At 39.1% G+C, this 19,179-nt stretch carries 8 protein-coding genes and 1 pseudogene; 6 read left to right on the forward strand and 3 right to left on the reverse strand.

Annotation, left to right across the window (positions count from 1 at the left end):
• Positions 1 to 330 precede the first annotated feature (330 nt).
• A complete protein-coding gene (locus HUN01_RS27065) occupies positions 331 to 1,041 on the reverse strand; it encodes a GDYXXLXY domain-containing protein (RefSeq protein WP_181928737.1) in 711 nt (236 codons plus the stop codon).
• Positions 1,042 to 1,291: 250 nt separating this feature from the next.
• A complete protein-coding gene (locus tag HUN01_RS27070; protein ID WP_181928738.1) occupies positions 1,292 to 2,707 on the reverse strand; it encodes a DUF2157 domain-containing protein in 1,416 nt (471 codons plus the stop codon).
• A gap of 210 nt (positions 2,708 to 2,917) precedes the next feature.
• Here HUN01_RS27070 and HUN01_RS27075 point away from each other — a divergent pair, with 210 nt between their 5' ends.
• Positions 2,918 to 3,883, forward strand: a complete 966-nt coding sequence (locus HUN01_RS27075; protein WP_181928739.1) for an RsmB/NOP family class I SAM-dependent RNA methyltransferase — start codon at positions 2,918 to 2,920, stop codon at positions 3,881 to 3,883.
• Positions 3,884 to 4,008: 125 nt separating this feature from the next.
• Here the strand turns inward: HUN01_RS27075 and HUN01_RS27080 are convergent.
• A pseudogene (locus HUN01_RS27080) lies at positions 4,009 to 9,924 on the reverse strand (amino acid adenylation domain-containing protein); the annotation flags it as partial.
• Positions 9,925 to 11,776: 1,852 nt separating this feature from the next.
• Here HUN01_RS27080 and HUN01_RS27085 point away from each other — a divergent pair.
• From HUN01_RS27085 to HUN01_RS27105, 5 genes are all read left to right on the forward strand, one after another.
• Positions 11,777 to 13,219: a sugar transferase gene (locus tag HUN01_RS27085; protein WP_181928741.1), complete on the forward strand. Its 1,443-nt coding sequence runs from the start codon at positions 11,777 to 11,779 to the stop codon at positions 13,217 to 13,219.
• A gap of 414 nt (positions 13,220 to 13,633) precedes the next feature.
• Positions 13,634 to 15,028, forward strand: a complete 1,395-nt coding sequence (locus HUN01_RS27090) for an oligosaccharide flippase family protein (protein ID WP_238845662.1) — start codon at positions 13,634 to 13,636, stop codon at positions 15,026 to 15,028.
• Between the two features lie 85 nt (positions 15,029 to 15,113).
• Entirely contained in the window at positions 15,114 to 16,211 is a 1,098-nt protein-coding gene (locus HUN01_RS27095) for a glycosyltransferase family 4 protein (protein WP_181928743.1), read from the forward strand.
• 424 nt (positions 16,212 to 16,635) lie between these two features.
• Positions 16,636 to 17,862, forward strand: a complete 1,227-nt coding sequence (locus tag HUN01_RS27100) for an O-antigen ligase family protein (protein ID WP_181928744.1) — start codon at positions 16,636 to 16,638, stop codon at positions 17,860 to 17,862.
• A gap of 45 nt (positions 17,863 to 17,907) precedes the next feature.
• Entirely contained in the window at positions 17,908 to 19,011 is a 1,104-nt protein-coding gene (locus HUN01_RS27105; protein WP_238845664.1) for a glycosyltransferase family 4 protein, read from the forward strand.
• The last annotated feature ends 168 nt before the right edge of the window (positions 19,012 to 19,179 follow it).

Genomic DNA, 19,179 nt, shown 5'->3' on the forward strand with positions numbered 1-19,179 from the left:
CCCACGATATTGGATAATTTATTTCTTGGAAGTCTCTAATCCAGGACTATTTCATCCTAAATGTAGGCGATATATCAATACAATTGGGTTTTCGAGACGCGATAAATCGCCGTCTCTACAAGTGTTTTGGGCGATATATGACAATAGGTTTGGGTTAAGGGTTATTGGTGTAGAGAATTGGTTTTTAAAGACGCGATTTATCGCATCTCTACATTCTTTTTCACCAAATATCTAATGACAAACAGAAAGTTCTGAGCGTTGGCTTCCAACGCTCAGAACTTTGGAAATAAACTTGGCGTGTAAACATGCAATGTTTATTTGCCTAACAGCTTAAAAGCGATAGTTGCGATCGCGCACCCACATACTAACTGGCACTGCTTTACCCTGTGGATCTACTTTCGCCTTTACCACAATGGGTGGTACTTGTCCCCTGCGGGCGCGTTGTGCTTGCAAGTCGTTCCGAATCTGCTGACGTTGGTTTTCTGGGATGTAATATGTTTCCAAACCGTAGTTAACAGAGCCATCCTGATAAACACCTTTTAAGGCTACTTGGTTGGCTCTAAGAGTCGTGGGGCGATCGCTAGTTACTCGTAATGGTCTCCAAGCTCTAGGAACACCGCTACCAGAGGATAGTTGCTCTTGCAAGATCACATAGATGTTAGTTCCTTCAGGCAATCTTCTGCCACTTCCACGGCCTTTGCTGACTAATGGTTGCCAACCAGGCAGTCTGCTCAAATTTGCGGTACGGGATATGTTGTAATCTAACGCTAAGGTGTTACCTTGAAGCACATTGCTAGGATCTACAGGTACGGTTTGCAAAATCACCGTCTTACCTGTCACATCTGTATAAACAGCTTGGGCTGGTACTGCCATAATTAACCCCGTTTGCAGCGCCAGGGGAGCTAGTAATCGCCAAAAAGGTAAGGGCTTATTCGATTTTTGTTCAGTGGCAATCAAGTAATCCCGAAAAGTCACCTTACTGGAGAATTCGGCTTCGGGAGACAAGGTTTTATTTTTAGATTCAGAAGAACTATTAGTCATGAGCGTAGTCCTAAAAAGCAGAGGTCTTGAGGAGGTCAAAGTAATGAGATTAGGACTGACGCAGAGAAACTTTAAAAACTTTAACTTACAGAGATTTTCAGTTAGGAGTTAGGAGTTAAGAGTTAGGAGTTAGGAATCATTCAATTTTAGATTTGGAGTTTTGGATTGAAGAAAAAATCTAAAATTTAAGTGAAATTTTCCTGAATTCTGACTCCTGAATTCTGACTCCTGAATTCTTTCATCTTTTGCACTACTTTTTACTTGTAGAGCTACCACCAGGTAAGCGGCGTTCAAACCAGAGTCCAGCGCTAATTAAAGCAGAACCGCACAGGACGAAGACCAAAGACTTAAAAAGTAAGTCTGTATCGTACTCCTGCACGCGACTGATAATTTGCAGTGTTAATAACAGCATACCGCCCCAAAAGGAACTTCTGTTGCTTAATTTCAATCCTTCTTGAATTAGTCCCCAAGCTAATGTTGCAAGAAGTACATTGAAAATAAAAATGCCAAGTTCATCAATTCGGCTGATAGTTTGATGCCAAAAAGGTACTAGGGTAATAAAGACAAGAAAGGTACTAATGACAGCAGTCGTGAAAATTACTTCTCGACGCGGAGGGTTATTTCTTTGGCGCAGTAGAAACAACCATTGCAATACCGCCAAGCCGCTGAGAATCCCCAAATCGATGATCGGCAGAGACTCGAACAAGTTTGTCAAATTCGTTGGCTGATTAAAACTATATGGAGATTCCCAGACCCAACGAAAAGACAGAATATAAAAGACAACGCCGAAGCTTACCAACGCTAAATTACGGGCTAGAGATTGAAACAACCTGTAATTTATGGTTGGAAACAGCAGGTCATCATAACTCCAGAATAATGCAGGTGGGAGTGCAAAAGCAAAAGATGCCACCCAAGGGGCTATATCAGCATAATTCAGCAGTGGCAGAGGATTAAGGTTGGCTTGTAAGGAGCTAGCAAAAACAAAGGCTGCTAGACCAAAAATCCAACGCGATCGACAGAAGTAGGCTAAGGGTACAAATACCAGCCATGCCAACAATGGCATATGCTGGACTACTAGACGCGACCAAGTTAACTCACCTGAAGCGTACCACAAGTCTTCTAATCCCGTCCAATAACCAATTTCCACGAGGACAATTGACAGAACTCCTAAAGAATTTAAGGACAAACTGAAGGCCATCACCACAACACCCAACCCCCAGGCGAGAAACAGTTGGGAAGCTGAACCAGTGATATTGAACATCTGGGCCATTAGCAGTAAATTTGCACCGAAGATGAAGGCGCTTAAAATTAGCAACCCTTCTCCCAGTATGCGTTTGCTTCGTTCTGGCTTCTTTCCTTCAGGTGGTCTCCAACTGTAAAATCCAGTGATTGCGATCGCAAAAAACAAACTTATCATCAGAATAAATTTGACTTCTCGCGATCCTCCTTGCCAGTTTCCTGATACAAAGGTAATTATGCCTAAGCATAAAAGTATGCTGCCTATAGCGATCGCGATCGCTTTGTTGCGATCGCGTGCAGCAGCTTCCAGGTTTTTAAATTGATAACGCTCTGCTATTTGCTCATATTGCGAAGAACTAATTAATCCTTCATCCCTCCATAGTTGTGCTTGTTTGCGTAATTTTTCCTGAAAACTATCTAAGAACATGACCTTCTCCGGTGCAGTGGGGTAGCTTGGCCATTGCGATCCCAATGGCGGTCATTATATTTTGAGTATGAAGCCAAAAGCCTTAATTACATTGTTCTTGTGTAACAGTTTTATTTGGATTGTGATACAACCTATAAATTCGTAATTCGTAATTCGTAATGAAGAAACTTAAGTTACAGATAATTGAAAATTGGTATTATATTTATTCACATGGAAAAACCTTCTAATTTATTACTTAAAGTCTCGCGACGTTTGTTCACTAATCTAGATGAGCAAGAAAAATTTATTGAGGCTTTGATGAATCCTCAGCCTTTTTCGCCAAGTATTCTTTGGTGTCAAGAAAAGTCAGAAACTTTGCCTTTAGCAGTGGAAACACCAACTTCTTGGCAACCACAATTTATAGACCGCTTATCTTTGGGAGAAAAACCAGGACAGCATCCCTTGCATGAAAAAGGATATTTTTATTGTTTAGATTTTTCTTCGGTGTTTGCAGCTACTACTTTGTTAGCAATTCCTCAGTCAGTGCGTTTAGTTTTTGATATGTGTGCTGCACCAGGAGGTAAAAGTATCTTCGCGTGGAAAGCTTTGCAACCTGACTTACTTATCAGTAATGAAGTAATTGGCAAACGTCTGGGAATGCTAATTTCTAATTTGAAGCGTTGCCAGATTAGCCCTAGTGTAGTGGTTAATAGAGATTCGAGTATATTTGCTCAAATGTTTCCCTGCTCTAGCAATCTAGTAATAGTAGATGCTCCTTGTACTGGACAATCTTTACTTGCTAAAGGTGAAAAAGCACCTGGATGTTTTCACCCAACTGCTATTAATAAGAGTGCAAATCGACAAAAGCGTATTATCGCTAACTCGGCGAAAATTGTTTCATCACAAGGCTATCTTGCTTATATGACTTGTACATATTCACCCGAAGAAAATGAGCAAGTATGTGAATGGTTTTTGGAGCGCTTTCCCCATTTTCAGGCAATAGAAATTAGTAATTTAGCCAAATATCAATCGCATCTAACTACGATGCCTTGTTATCGGATGTTTCCTCAAGATAAGTTAGGTGCTGGTGCGTTTACAGTTCTGTTTAAAAATACTAATGACGATGAAGATGAGCGTAAAGAAATAGATTTAAATACAATATCTTCACTGTATATCTACCAAAATCTAAAAAAGTAAATTATACCACAATACAGTTCAGATAAGACCAAAACACTTGTAGAGACGGCGATTTATCGCGTCTCGAAAACCCTTCGATTGACGGTCGTACCCTCGAAATCCTGAATCGAGGGAAAAAGTTCAAATTAATTCTTTGGAGACTGCGCCTGAGTTAAGCAATTTCCCAATATTTCGGCTAACACCTGTACGTGGGGTTCTTTAAGTATTCCAAGGTGAGATCCGGGAAGGTAATGAATATTTAATTCTCCAGTTACTATGTCACCCCAGCCGAATTGAGGATCGTATTGTGTGCCCATAGCTTCACTTCGATTTTGATCCTCTGTTCGCAAGAGAATAGCTTGACCAAGGTAAGGTGAGAAGATATATTCACTAATGGCTTGAGTATTAGTATCTATACTCTTTAAGTGCTTGTCATTCTCAGGTAAATTAAGTAACTCTTCCAAGTAACGGTTATATTTATTTCGGAGATGCCGCTTACGCCAATAGATCCATTTCACAGCTTTTTGCCAAAGATAGCTAGGCCCTTGTTGAACCATATTCTTTAAATGCAAAAAACCTCGCTTGAGAAATGATGCCCGCCAACTATAACCTGGACGACAACTATCAAGCATAACTAAAATACCAACTTGTTCACCTTGCTCTTGGAGTTGTTGAGCCATCTCGAAAGCAACTATACCTCCAAAAGAATAACCTCCCAAAAAATAAGGCCCCTTGGGCTGAAGGGTCTGTATTTCCTGAATATAGTGAGTTGCCATGTCTTCAACCCGCGTATGGAAAGGGTATTTTTCATCTAACCCTTGTGGCTGTAGTCCGTAGAATGGTTGCTCTGATCCTAGATGCATTGCCAATTCACGGAAACACAAGACTTCTCCACCCAGTCCATGAATACAGAAAAAAGGTGGCTTGGAACCATTGGGTTGAATTTCTACCAGGGATGACCAAGCAGGTTTTGATTTGTCCAAGGTATTTACTGAAGCCAAGTTTTTTGTTAAATCTTCTTCTTGGCAGATGATTTTAGCTAGAGCCTCTACGGTACCTGACTGGAAGAGAATTGCAAGAGGTAGATTTTTATTAAATGTCTTCTCAATTTGCCAAAACAGTTTTACTGCTAATATCGAGTGTCCTCCTAGCTCAAAGAAGTTATCCTTGACACCAATGGGTTGGACACCCAGAATTTGTTCCCAAATTTTGGTCAGTTGGAATTCTAATTGATCACGAGGAGCCACATAGGTGTTTTCTGAATCAAGCTTTGTTGAATTTGGTGCTGGTAAAGCGCGACGGTCAATTTTGCCGTTGGGGGTTAGGGGTAGAGTGTCTAGTAAAACGAAAGCACTAGGCACCATATATTCTGGCAATTTTTGTTTGAGAAAGTGCCGCAGTTCGTCTGTGGTTGGTGTCTGTTCTGGGTGAGGAACGATGTAGGCGACTAGTCGCTGGTTTTGTGGATTATCAACTCTAGCTATGACGACAGTTTCCTGTATGCCAGGGTGTTGTGCTAGTAAAGCTTCAATTTCTCCAAGTTCGATGCGGAAACCACGAATTTTTACTTGATGATCAATTCTCCCGATGTATTCAATGTTGCCATCGGGAAGATAACGGGCTAAGTCTCCAGTTTTGTAAAGCTTTTCACCTTTGTTAAAAGGATGGGAAATAAATCGCTCGGCTGTTAAGTCTGGACGGTTGAGATAACCTGTAGCAACTCCAACACCACCAATATAAAGTTCGCCTTTCGCACCCAAGGGAACTGGTTGCAAATGGGAGTCGAGGATATAAAGTTGAGTGTTAGCGATCGCTCTCCCAATCGGTACACTTGTTAAGTTACTCTCTGTTTGACACTGCCAAAATGTGACATCAATTGCTGCTTCGGTAGGGCCATAAAGGTTGTGTAGTTCACATCCCATTCGCTCAAAAAACCGCTCCTGAAGGTCAACTGGTAAGGCTTCGCCACTACAAAATACCCGTTTTAAAGATTTGCAACGTTCTAACCCTTTGGTTTCTAGAAATATTTGCAACATTGAGGGTACAAAATGCAGTGTTGTAATTTCCTCTTGGGCGATGGTGTTAATTAAGTAAGTCGCATCTCGCTGTCCGCCTGGTTGAGCCATCACTAAACGCGCCCCTGTCAATAGGGGCCAGAAAAACTCCCAAACGGAAACGTCGAAACTAAAAGGCGTTTTTTGCAGAATGCTATCAGTTGCATTTAGTTTATAAGCGTCTTGCATCCACAGTAAGCGATTGCAAATTCCCCGATGGGTGTTCATCGCGCCCTTTGGTTTGCCGGTGGAACCAGAGGTGTAAATTACATAAGCTAGATCCAGAGGCTTGACGCTGGAATTGGGATTGCGATCGCTTTGTTGTGAGATTGTTTCCCACTCGGTATCCAAGCAAATTTTCTGAGTTTTTCCGGGTAGATGCTCCACTAAATTACTTTGGGTGAGCAGCACTGGGGCTTGACAATCCTCTAGCATGTATGCTATACGCTCTTGAGGATATTCGGGATCAAGAGGTACATAAGCGCCACCAGCTTTGAGAATCCCTAACAATCCGACAACCATTTCTAAGGAACGCTCAACACAAATGGCTACGAGTACATCTGACTGGACTCCACAGGTTTGCAAGTAGTTTGCTAGCTGATTGGCGCGACAATTTAGCTCACTGTAGGTAAGATGTTTTTCTGCAAATTTTACAGCGATCGCATCTGGTGTTTTCTCTACCTGCGCTTCAAATAACTGGTGCAGACATTGAGATAAATCGTAGTCAGCTTCAGTATTATTCCACTCTTTTAGTAGCTGATGCTGTTCGGCTACTGTTAATAGAGGTAAATCTGAAATATGCTGTTCTGGATTGGCGACAATACCTTCAAGTAAAGTTTGGAAATGCCCTAGCATTTGAGCAATAGTTGTAGCATCGAATAAATCTGTGTTGTATTCAATTCCACCTTTGATCCCCTCTGAAGTTTCTTCCAGGTCGAGGGTGAGATCGAACTTTGCTGCACCGTTATGGACTTCTAGAGGGGTAATGTTCAATCCCGGAAGTTCCCAGAGTTCGCTTGGAGTGTTGTGGAAGGCAAACATTACCTGAAACAACGGTGAATGACTCAGATTTCGTTCTGGCTGTAGTTCTTCTACTAGCTTCTCGAAGGGCAGGTCTTGGTGAGCATAAGCTCCTAGTGTTACTTCTCGAACTTGACTAAGTAACTGCCGGAAACTTGGGTTGCCTGAAAGCTTAGTGCGTATGGCTAAGGTATTGACAAAGAACCCAATCAAGCCTTCGGTTTCAACTTGGTTGCGACCAGCAATCGGAGAACCGATGAGAATATCTTCTTGCCCAGTGTAGCGGTGCAGTGTTGTCCCAAAAGCCGCCAGCAATGTCATGAATAGGGTGACACCCTGCTGATGTGAGAGTTTTTTTAGCGATGCACTCAGGGTTTGGGGTAGCATCAGGGATTGCACTGTTCCCTGGTAAGTTTGAACTGGTGGCCGTGGTCGGTCGGTTGGTAATTCTAATACAGTATTAGCACCTGCTAACTGGGTTTTCCAGTAGTTGATTTGGCTAGAAAGTATTTCATCCGATAGCCATTGGTGTTGCCAGACCGCAAAATCGGCATACTGAATGGGCAATTTTGCCAGGGGGGAAGGCTTACCACTCAACAAGGCTTCATAAACAGCTGCTAATTGCTGCCAGAGAATATTTATTGACCACCCATCTGAGGCGATGTGGTGCATGACTAACAGGAGTACATGCTGCTGTTCGTCTATTTGGAGCAAGGTAGCTCGCAGCATCAAGTCAGTTTCTAAGTTGAAGGGGCGTTGCGCCTCTTGATTTAGCAGACATTCCACTTGCTCCTGTGTTACCTCAATTACCTTGAGTTCCACTGGTCGAGGCGTGCCAATTACTTGTATGGGACTACCATCAAGTGATGAGATGAAGTTTGTTCGCAGTGCTTCATGATGGACAACGATCGCATCTAGTGACTGTTGCAATATATCTGCATTTAACTTGCCTGTTAAGCGCTGTGCATTTGAGACGATATATGCTCGACTGTTGGGTTGCAACTGCTGCAAAAACCACACTCGCTGTTGGGCAAAGGATAAAGGGGCTGACTCGCGGTTGGCTACTTGAGGAATAGTCTGATTTTGGGGATCATTGTCTTGAGTCTGATTTTGGGCGATCGCTTGAGCTAAAGTAGCGATCGTGGGATTCTCAAACAAAAGTTGCAACGGTATTTCTATCCGAAAGGCTTGGCGAACCCTAGACATTACTTGAGTGGCCAGCAGTGAATGACCTCCCAATTCAAAAAAATTGTCGTGAATGCCTACTTGTTCCAGACGCAAAACTGTTGCCCAGATGGTAGCTAAGACTTCTTCTCTAGGATTCTGAGGTGGGACAAAGTTAGTTGATAGACTAAGAGCAAATGTATCCGGTGCTGGTAAAGCCTGACGGTCTATTTTCCCATTGGGATTTAGTGGCAAGGTGTCCAAAAATACAAAGGAAGCGGGCACCATGTATTCAGGTAGTTGACCTTCCAAAAAGCGACGCAATTCAACCTGGCTAGGAATTTGCTCTGGACTAGCAACAATATATGCCACGAGTTGCTTGTCCCCAGGAACATCCTCTCTGGCTATGACTAAAGCCTGTGTCAGTTCCGGATGTTGACCTAATCTGGCTTCAATTTCTCCCAATTCAATACGGAAGCCACGAATCTTTACTTGGTAGTCAATCCGACCAAGGAATTCGATATTACCATCGCTCAAATAACGCGCCAAATCCCCAGTTTTGTAAAGACGTGCCCCAGGTTCAGAGTTAAAAGGGTTGACAATGAACTTCTCTGTGGTCAATTCTGCACGGTTAAGATAGCCTCGCGCTAAACCAATACCGCCTATATGCAGTTCACCTGATTCACCAATAGGAACTGGCTGTAAGTTTTCATCGAGGATGTGAATCTCTGCATTAGTAATCGGGCGACCAATGGGAGCAATGGTGTAATTAGTGCCGCGCTGGCAAGTCCAGAAAGTGGTATCAATGGAAGCTTCTGTCGGGCCATAACAATTATGTAGAACATTATCCAAATTCAATTGAGCAAAGAAACGTTCTATGAGTTCGCCAGGTAAAGTTTCACCACCGCAGATAATGTGTCTGAGAAATCGGCAATTCTCAATTCCCTTCTCTTCCAGTAAGACACGGAGGATGGAAGGTACTAAGGCCAAAACGGTGATTTGCTGCTCAGTAATTACCTGTACAAGGTAGGCAGGGTCTTTATGTCCACCAGGGCGAGCCATGAACAATTGCCCTCCAAAGCACAATGGCCAGAATATCTGCCACACTGAAGGGTCGAAACTAAAAGAAATAGTCAGTAAAACTTTGTCTGCGTGAGTTAATCCAAAGGTTGTTTGCTTCCAGTGGAGTTGATTGCAAATCCCACGATGAGGGATCATTACACCCTTGGGCTGTCCTGTAGAACCAGATGTGTAGATTACATAGATGAGATTCTCAGCCGTCGTTTCATTTACAGGATTTTCTTGACTGTTTGGGATATTCCCTTGCCAGTTTGAGTCCAGACAAATTACTTGCGCCTGATGCGGTGGCAAGTTCTTGACCAATTTCTCTTGGGTTAACAATACTGGTGTTTGGGTGTCTTCCAAGATGAAAGCTAAACGTTCTGAGGGATATGTCGGATCTAAAGGCACATAAGCGCCTCCAGCTTTCAGAATGCCCAGTAGTCCTACGATCATCTCCAAGGAGCGCTCCAGGCAAATGCCCACAAGTACATCAGGCCCAACACCTAAAGTACGTAGGTAGTGCGCTAGTTCATTTGCCCGCTGGTTTAACTGCTGATAAGTAAGTTGTGTATTCTCATATACTACAGCAATGCCTTGGGGCGATCGCTCTACTTGCATCTCAAACATTTGATGGATGCACAGAGCCTGATGATGAACGACTTGGGTATCATTCCATGCCTGTATAACTTGAGTGCCAATGATGTGAGTTAAAGTCTCTGACGGAATATTTTGCTTATAATCTGAAGTCTGGCTACTTATCTGCATTTTCTATATATCAACTCCATCAGGAAATGCCACTTTTTTATTTTATTATTTATTGTATATGTGTTTATACCAACTGAGGCTGCACACAAATCCTTCAGAGTAGAAGCTACTGGCTCGGAAACAAATCCTATGATAGCCTTCAGAGCGGGTCGCTGTGTGTAGCTTGCTTCCTCAAAGACATACCAACTCTGCTTTTTATCAGGCAGTTTTTATATACATCTTCAAATAAAACAGGTACTTAAATGTCTAGCAAATTGATTGATAATCAACATAGAAATTCTCATATTTTTAATCTTAAATTATTAACTATAAACACAGATAAGACTTTATATTAGCTGATTTACCTTTAGTTCAATAGTTGAGCAATAGTTTTTTGTTTCTTTATCAAATTACAATAGATAAAATTCAATACTGAAGAGACTCTATCCTTTTTTATAAAAAATTACTGAGAGAAAAAATAATTATTACCGAATCTTCATTGTGATTCTGCATATGTAAAAATTGTGTAAAGCTATAATTATGATTTGCTAAAATAGCTAAGTAGATCAGTGTAAAGATTTGTCATTGCAATCAGGCAGGAGCCAGAGAGAAGTTAGAGCGTCGGCTTCCTGTGTTGGGCTACCCTGACACAGCTATAGAAACTTCAAAGCGGCAGAAAGTAGGAAAAAAGAGGGTTTTAGCGCAATACAGTTCAGATAAGACCAAAACACTTGTAGAGACGGCGATTTATCGCGTCTCGAAAACCCACAATTTTGTACAATTAGCCCTTAACCTAAGCGTATTGGGTTTTAGCCTCGTTTATCTTTCTTTAGATAGTTATATTTTTTATGCTGACTCAGTGAAACCATTGTCAAGTGAATTTCATCTCACTATATATAAAGCATACATAAAGCGAAAACCTTGCACATGGATTTCACAGCCATAAAAGTGTAACTTATTATACACAATGAATCTTTGTTTTTTCTCATAAGGAACACCCATCTAAGCTCTTTGGCTAAAAATTAAAGACTTGCAGCAAATCCAGTGTTGATTTTTTATGGTGATACTACCGTGCGAAAGACCTCATTTTTTGATAATTCAAGATGATAACAGTCCAAGATTTATCAGGAAAAATAACTCTTTATCAGTGGCAAAAATGTCTAAAATGTAGAATTGACAAGATTAACAGACATCACACATTGCTAATATGACTTCCAGTTATTAGAATTTATTTTCACTAGTCTGTGAGCAATTATCTAGAGATGCCCATGAAGATGACCCAAGTTCAGCCATGATGTTTCTTTATGTTAAGTTTTGTAACAATTGTCAAACTTTTGATGCATTTCGTTATATGTTATGTGTGTAAGTTTTGTTAATCAGTAATTATGCGTAAGAAAACAAAAACCCTTCTAAGCAGAACTGAGTCAGTATAGGTTAACATGCTACAGTAATTCATAAAGAGATATCATTGTATCTCGTACTCTGGAAGCAAGAATCTGCAATTACTAAGCCCAACTATTTTATTACCTACCTTAAAAATTCTAATATTTTTACTTCACCTGCTTTACTATAAATGCCAGGAATTTTATTTAACTATAACTTAGCTCAACAACAATTCTTTTCCTTGGCATCAAAGCTCAAAACTTTCAGAAAAAACTGGATGCTATCCTGCAAAAAAATCTAAGACTTCGGATAGTAGCCACACTCAAACCAATCCTGGAAGATGCTTTTGATCAAGAACTTAAAGTTACTTTTAAGAAAGTGATTAATATGTAGACTATAAAGGAGAGATTTCTTTAAAAGTCAAACGTGAGATACTCCAATTGTATAGAGTTTCATCAAATTTTAACTACACCAACTGTTACTAACTATGAGTAATCAAAGCATTGCAACAAATAAATTGAGTGAAGTGCCTTTAGATTTACGTGCATCTTCATTGGTCAGGGTACGCAAGGGTTCGTGGTGGTTAAGATTAATCACACTGTTTTTAGTAGACTATACTCTTTTATCCTTAGCTTGGGTTTTCGCTGGATATCAATCTGATTATGGGAATTTTGCTTGGAATATACCTAGTAATTATTTACCAATTTTAATCACGATTGGGATTCAAATAGGATCGCTAGCTCTCGAAGGTATTTATCGAGAAGGTCAAAAACGCTATGACTATTTGAATATTATCAAATCGCTAACTTTTGCTCATGGATTAATACTGCTTGTTTGTCTTTTGTATCAACCAATTATTGATATTACACGTCCAAGACTAATATTGTTATCTTGGCTGCTGAGTATATTGTTTATTTGTACTGGTAGATACGCTGTAAATATTGCTCTTGAATATCTCCGGAAGCAGAAAAAAATAGTTCGTTCTTCTGTCTTCATAATTTGTGATCCTCAAGATCATGAGCAGATTGCTAGCTTTATCAAAAAAGAAAAGCACTACATTGTATCTGGAACTGCACATGCTAATGCATTAGACAGATATCAACGTCAGCAAACCTTGAACCAACTTAATCAATTAGGTGTAACAGAAGTTTTTATATCTTGGGATGCTCTAAAAAATAGAATGTTTTTATGTTGGTTATTTCAAGCATCTGGCATCCAAGTACATATTTTACCGATGGAATTAAAACCAATTTATAAAAATGTAGAATTTAATAAAATAGGGGGAATGCCTTGTCTGAGCTTGGATTGTCCGATAATTACAGGTAAAGATTTTTGGATAAAGCGTAGTTGTGATTTCTGTTTGGCGACTTTATTTGTAATGTTGTCATTTCCTATTTATATAGCTATAGCTATAGCTATAAAACTTGACTCTTCCGGCACAGTGTTTTACAGACAAACCCGTATAGGTTTACATGGGCAACAGTTTAAAGTCTGGAAATTCAGAACGATGAGGTCTGATGCGGAAAAATTACAGAAAGAATTAGAAGCTTTAAATGAAACGAAAGATGGAATTATCTTTAAAATTAAAGATGATCCTCGTATTACCCGTGTTGGAAAATTCCTCCGTCGTTATAGCTTAGACGAATTACCCCAACTTTTTAATGTTATCTTCGGAGAAATGAGTATAGTAGGACCTCGCCCTTTACCTACTAGAGACGTAGATAAGTTTTCTGAACATCATTTTATTAGGCATGAAGTTTTACCTGGTATTACAGGTCTTTGGCAAGTCTCAGGTCGCTCCGATATTTTAGATTTTGAACAAGTGATAAATCTTGATCTTAACTACATTGAAAATTGGTCTCTTGGATTAGACTTTGAAATTCTGCTAAAAACAGTTATGGTAGTTTTGAAAAAAGAAGGTGCCTACTAAGGTCATAAAAACGAAATCATAGCAGACAGCAATAATTACTTGTTTATACAAGTATTGAAGTTTTTAGCGCAGTTTTTCACGCATTAAATTTAGATTTTTCTAATTTGCTGAGTGATTAACTGCCTGCTTAAGGGGAATAAAAGCTTTTGCATTTACGAATCAAAGTCTTTGTTAATGAATAAAATTGTGGGATGAGTAGCATCCTCAAGTGTACGGTGATAGATGCCTTGTACTCGTATTACTGGTATGTATAAAAAATCTAAAAAAGGCTTCTAGCGATATATTCAGAAAAAAGCAAGTCATGATATTTACAGGTATGGGTGATTCATAATTAAGAAAATAGGCTAACAAAATAGGCTGATTAATAATTTTAGAATGGTAGAAAAGTATAAATTCATAAGTAATTCCCTCTCAATGATAGTTAATCGGTTAGCACAAAGCATTACAGCCTTTGTATTAACTGCTGCTATTGCTCGTACTCTAGGAGCTGAGGCTTTAGGTCAGTATCTATTAGCGTATAGCTACTACTTTATCTTTGTGGGTATTGCTTCACAAGGTCTCAAGACATTATTTACCAGAGAATTAGCCCGTGAGCCACAAAAAACGCCAGTTTATTTAATGAGTGGTACTTGGCTGCAATTAATATTTAGTTTCTTTAGTTATGGGGCATTGGTGATTGTAGTCTTCTTACTTCCCTACAGTCCCACAACCTCGACTATTTGCTACATCATGGGTTTAACGATTATTCCCTTTGCACTTTCCAACATAACTGAGGCAATTTTTCAAGCTCAAGAAAAGATGCATCTGATTGCCATCGCTACAGTTCCAGTATATGTCTTACGCCTAATAATAATGATTTGGGCGATGCAACTGAAATACGGAATTGAATATCTGGGAGCGATCCTATTTTTTTCAGAAACACTAATTCTTGTAATTCAATGGATTCTTGTAACAAAATTAGTAAAAATACAATGGCAGATTGATGGAGATTTTGTATTTAATACAATTAAAAGTGCTCGGACATTTTTTGCTATTGAAGCGATAGCTGTAGTCTCTGGCAGAATTCAGATTCTGATTCTTTCATTATTAGGAAATGAGTTTTTAGTAGGTCTATTTGGTGGAATATTACAATTGCTACAGCCTTTTTTGATTATTGCTAACAGTATAATTTCAGCAATGTTTCCGAGACTTTCAAAGGCGGTAGATCAAGGGCGTGAGAAGCAGAAGCAGATCACTGAAAATATGATTGAAGTCCTACTAATTATGTCATTACCCTTATTTATAGGGATGTTATTTTTTGGCAAAGATATACTAATTTTTATATATGACGCTAGCTTTGCTCAGGCAAATATAGCCCTTCGTTTAAGTGCTGCATCACTGCTGTTATTGCCCTTCATCCGCTCACTCTCATATCTACTTGTAGCCAATGGTTTTGAGATCGTGAACCTGCGTGAAGTGGTTATTACAACTACATTAGGAAGCTTGGGAGGTGTAGCATTAGTTTCCCAGTATCAGTTACTAGGTGCAGCTATTATGGCATTATTAATGACTACTCTTGGTTTTGTCCAGTATGTATTCTTCACCTATACTCGCCTATTCTCATTAAATTTATGGCGAATTATGCGCCTACCATTACTAGTAAGCATTTTAATGCTACCTGTATTCGTATTACTGCAAAAAATTAGCTTAGACTTTATATTCACTTTAATTATTGCAACTTGTGCCTATGGATTAATTGTGACTTATCTCGGTATTCGTGCCTTTGGAGGTTTCCGTTTTTTGTGGGATAAACTTTTAAAAGTGCAGTAAATTGTTTACATAGAAAATCTTGCTAGTAATACATCTAAAATTAGTTGATTGAATAAATAATTTAAATGAAAGTATAAGTTTAATTATGATTAAGGTTGCTCTCTTACATTTTTGCTTTGAAGACTACACCATCGAATTAGCAAACAGTCTGGTTAAATATGTTGATTTAACGCTAATTCAGCCGGAAAAAGTCTCAAATGTCTGTAGCAATGTTCTTGACTCCAGAATCCGCGTCATTAGCTTTAAAAAACCACGGATTCGCGACCCACGCAACATATTGTCTATGGGCGCTATGATGCGTATCATCAAAGACATACAACCAGATGTTTTACATGTGCAGGAAACTAACGATCCTTGGTACGATTGGACTCTGTTACTCAACAAGATGCCACCATTGGTGACAACTATCCACGATGTATTTCGTCACCCAGGGGATAATATGAGCGTATTTGGTTCTGAGTATACCAGACGTATTAGTTTCTACCGTTCCCAACAGTTGATTGTCCATACTCATCAACTAAAAAAGATTCTCATTGAACAATTTCGTATACCTCAGGAGAGAGTCAATGTTTTACCTCATGGGGAACTTGGTAGTTTGTATCAGCGTCGAGGTAATGAAAATATTCAAGCCCGTGAGCAATATACTTTGCTATTTTTTGGACGCATCTTACCCTATAAGGGATTGAAATATTTGCTTGATGCTATGCCCTTAATTGCTGAATCTATACCTGAAATCAAGCTGATTATTGCTGGAAGGGGAGGAAACATTAGGCAATATTTTCCTGATGGTTATGATGAAAAACGCTACGAGATTATTAATGAGTTTATTCCCCTTGAAGAAGTAGGTAATCTATTTCAACGGAGCACGGTAACAGTTTTGCCATATATCGAAGCCTCTCAAAGTGGTGTGGCAGCCTTATCTTATGGAATGGGAACGCTGGTCGTAGCTTCTGAGGTGGGGGGATTGAGTGAGATAGTTCAGCACAAAAAAGATGGTTTGTTAGTTCCACCCTGTGATGTTCCAGCTCTAGCGGATGCTATTATTTGTTTGTTACGCGATCGCAGCTTGCAACAAAGTATGCAAACTGCCGTACTAGCTCGTTGTCAGCAAGATTTAAATTGGTCAAATATTGCCGCTCAAACGGTCGAAATCTATCATAGAGAAATGAATATGCAAAAATAAATATTAGTTAATTTACAGCGATCCTAAATAAATAGCTTGCGAACAAAAGGACGAAGTATTCGATTATATCGAGCAATACTATGGAGTCAATTTTGATTCAAAACTAAGCTACTACAGCATAAGCTAAAATAGTACGTTTTAAATACGTAAGTATCTTGCTTAAATTAACTAAAATCTACCTTTACCTACCAAACAGTCGAAAATCACCTACCTGTATCCATCTTACTCTTTAGGCTTCTGAACAAAATCCTGTAGAAGATACCTAGTTACAAGGCAAAAATTTTGTCCGCCAATTTTATATCTTCTGTAAGTCATTCGATGCAATGTAAGTTCTTGTTTAAATTCGTTGTTAAGCACCAAGTTTTTTCCTTCGATAAAGTCTTTATGTACAGATAAGTGTTCACGATCTATTTAGGATTGCTGTATGAGAAAACTACTAATTTTTGCGGAGCAGGGATTCACAATTGTATCTTTGCTGCTGTATTCAGGGGCAATCTTAAACGTCATTATGTCGGGAGGAGCAGGACAGAATGATTTGGCAGCATATGATAGTTCTTTCAATCGGGTTATTTTTTTCTTAATATACTTAGTTACCTTCTTCCTGATAGTTCTGCGTTGGAAAAAAACTCTTTACTTCTTTATCTTAAGTAACGACATTTGGCTTTTTTCTTTAATCATACTAACAGTTGTTTCTATCACGTGGTCTTTCGAGCCATCAACAACATTAAAAGATAGTTTTACACTAGTTAATTCCAGTTTATTTGGTATATATTTTGCCTCTCGGTACACCTTAAAAGAGCAATTACATCTACTTGCTTGGAACTTTGGAATTATTATAGTATTGAGCTTCGTTTTTGCTATCGCCTTGCCTAAATACGGCATACAGACCGATCTTGGTAGCCCAATGTGGCGTGGAGTATTCGTGCACAAAAACGGTCTGGGAAGCAAGATGGTAGTTAGTAGTATAGTTTTTTTTATCCTTGCTTATCAAACTAAAAGACGCAGTTGGTTTTTCTGGGGGGGATTTAGCTTATCAATACTGCTCTTACTACTTTCCGCTTCCACTTCATCTCTACTTAATATATTAATTCTAATATTGGCATTTTTTGCTTTTCAAATTTGGCGTTGGCCATACCAGGTTATGATACCAACACTAATAATGGTGGCAACTATCATCCAAACTTTCTATTTTTGGTTTTCCAATAACTCTGATGTCCTGTTCACTTCAGTTGGTAAAGATTCGACACTAACGGGTCGAACAGACATTTGGCCATTAGTGATCGATAGGATTTGGAGACATCCTTGGCTTGGTTATGGTTATGGCGGATTCTGGCAAGGATGGGATGGCGAATCTGCTTATATTTGGCGCATAGTTGGATGGGTGCCAACCCACCCCCACAATGGTTATCTATCTATTTGCCTGGATTTGGGTTTTTTAGGGTTAGGGCTATTTTTGTTAGGATTTTGGCGCAGTTATCTGCAAGGATTCGCTCGGCTGCGTGGTAGTAAAACAGCATTAGATATTTGGCCACTTATACATATGACATATATAGCCTTAGCTAGCCTTACTGAATCTGCCTTGCTGCAATCCAATAGTTTGAATTGGATACTCTATGTGGCTGTATCTTTCTCAGTGAGAAAAAAATATTAAACAAAATTAAAATCATGAAATAAAAAAAACAAAGATAGTCCAATTATGGAAACAGTGCAGCATATGTGTTCAACTAAAACTATCAAGATTCTCCTGTTAGGTCCTAGCTTACTCCAGCAGGGAGGCATTTCCAATTACGAAAAACTTTTTTTAGACTATGCTCCTTCTGAAGTGAATATCCGTCATATTGTTACTCACCAAGAAGGATCTACAGCGTTCAAAATAATAATATTTTTGAGCGCTATATATAAATTTTTTTGGATGTTAATTAGGGAAGAAGTTGATATTGTTCAACTGGAGATTTCCCAGCGGGGTAGTGTCTTACGACAAGCGATTATGGCACTTTTAGCTTGGGTATTTCACAAGCCGATAATTCTACATGCTCACGGTAGTCAATTTCATGTTTTCTACGCTGAACTTGCAAAATGGATACAGCAATTACTACGTTGGGTATTTTGCAAGTGTCAACGCTTAGTTGTCTTATCAGAAAGTTGGAAAACTTTTTACATAGAAAACCTTGGACTGAAACCCGAACAAGTTGTAGTTTTTTATAATCCAGTAAAAATTCCTGCTGAAGTTCCACTCCGTTCAGTCTCTAAGAAAGTGAACTTACTTTTTTTAGGACGAATTGGTCAACGAAAAGGAGCATTTGATTTGATCAAAGCCTTTTCTCTTTTACCTACTGAATATAAAACTAAATCAAGTATGATAATGGCAGGAGATGGAGACATAGAACAAGCACGAAATTTAGTTACGACTTTAAACCTAGAAAATTATATAAAATTACCTGGCTGGATAGGGTCAGATGAACGTGATATTCTTTTAACTGAAGCAGATGTTTTTGTGTTGCCTTCTTACAATGAAGGTCTTCCATTAGCAATGCTGGAAGCAATGGCTTGGGAGTTACCAGTCATAGTTACACCAGTAGGAGGCATACCTGAGATAGTTACTCAATCTGACAATGGATTAATCGTTGATCCAGGTAATGTTGAGCAGTTATCAGACGCTGTTAAGTCTTTAATTGAAAATGAGTCTTTGAGGCTTTCTCTAGGATCTAAGGCGAGAACCAGTGTTTTTGATCTCGATATTAAAAATCACTGGGTTTCTTTCCTTAACTTATATCGTTCAGTGTTAAATTCAGATGATTAATAATATGAGTTTAAATATCTAGCAACTGCAAGACTGAAAGCCATGAATATGCAGATATGCCGATTATTCAGCCCAGTTTTGCCAAGTATGACTAAAAGTTACTCAAAAAGGCAGATTTTATAATTGACAAGTCAGTGTTTTATTAAACTCATTAAGAATTGAAATTAT

It is taken from the genome of Nostoc edaphicum CCNP1411, from assembly GCF_014023275.1.
Lineage (GTDB): Bacteria > Cyanobacteriota > Cyanobacteriia > Cyanobacteriales > Nostocaceae > Nostoc > Nostoc edaphicum_A.

Excerpts from the sequence above, each read along its gene's own strand:
- HUN01_RS27065 (WP_181928737.1), bottom strand. The coding sequence starts at position 1,041 with ATGACTAATAGTTCTTCTGAATCTAAAAATAAAACCTTGTCTCCCGAA.
- HUN01_RS27075 (WP_181928739.1), top strand. The coding sequence starts at position 2,918 with ATGGAAAAACCTTCTAATTTATTACTTAAAGTCTCGCGACGTTTGTTC.
- HUN01_RS27095 (WP_181928743.1), top strand. The coding sequence starts at position 15,114 with ATGATTAAGGTTGCTCTCTTACATTTTTGCTTTGAAGACTACACCATC.
- HUN01_RS27105 (WP_238845664.1), top strand. The coding sequence starts at position 17,908 with ATGGAAACAGTGCAGCATATGTGTTCAACTAAAACTATCAAGATTCTC.
- HUN01_RS27100 (WP_181928744.1), top strand. The coding sequence starts at position 16,636 with ATGAGAAAACTACTAATTTTTGCGGAGCAGGGATTCACAATTGTATCT.
- HUN01_RS27090 (WP_238845662.1), top strand. The coding sequence starts at position 13,634 with ATGATAGTTAATCGGTTAGCACAAAGCATTACAGCCTTTGTATTAACT.
- HUN01_RS27085 (WP_181928741.1), top strand. The coding sequence starts at position 11,777 with ATGAGTAATCAAAGCATTGCAACAAATAAATTGAGTGAAGTGCCTTTA.
- HUN01_RS27070 (WP_181928738.1), bottom strand. The coding sequence starts at position 2,707 with ATGTTCTTAGATAGTTTTCAGGAAAAATTACGCAAACAAGCACAACTA.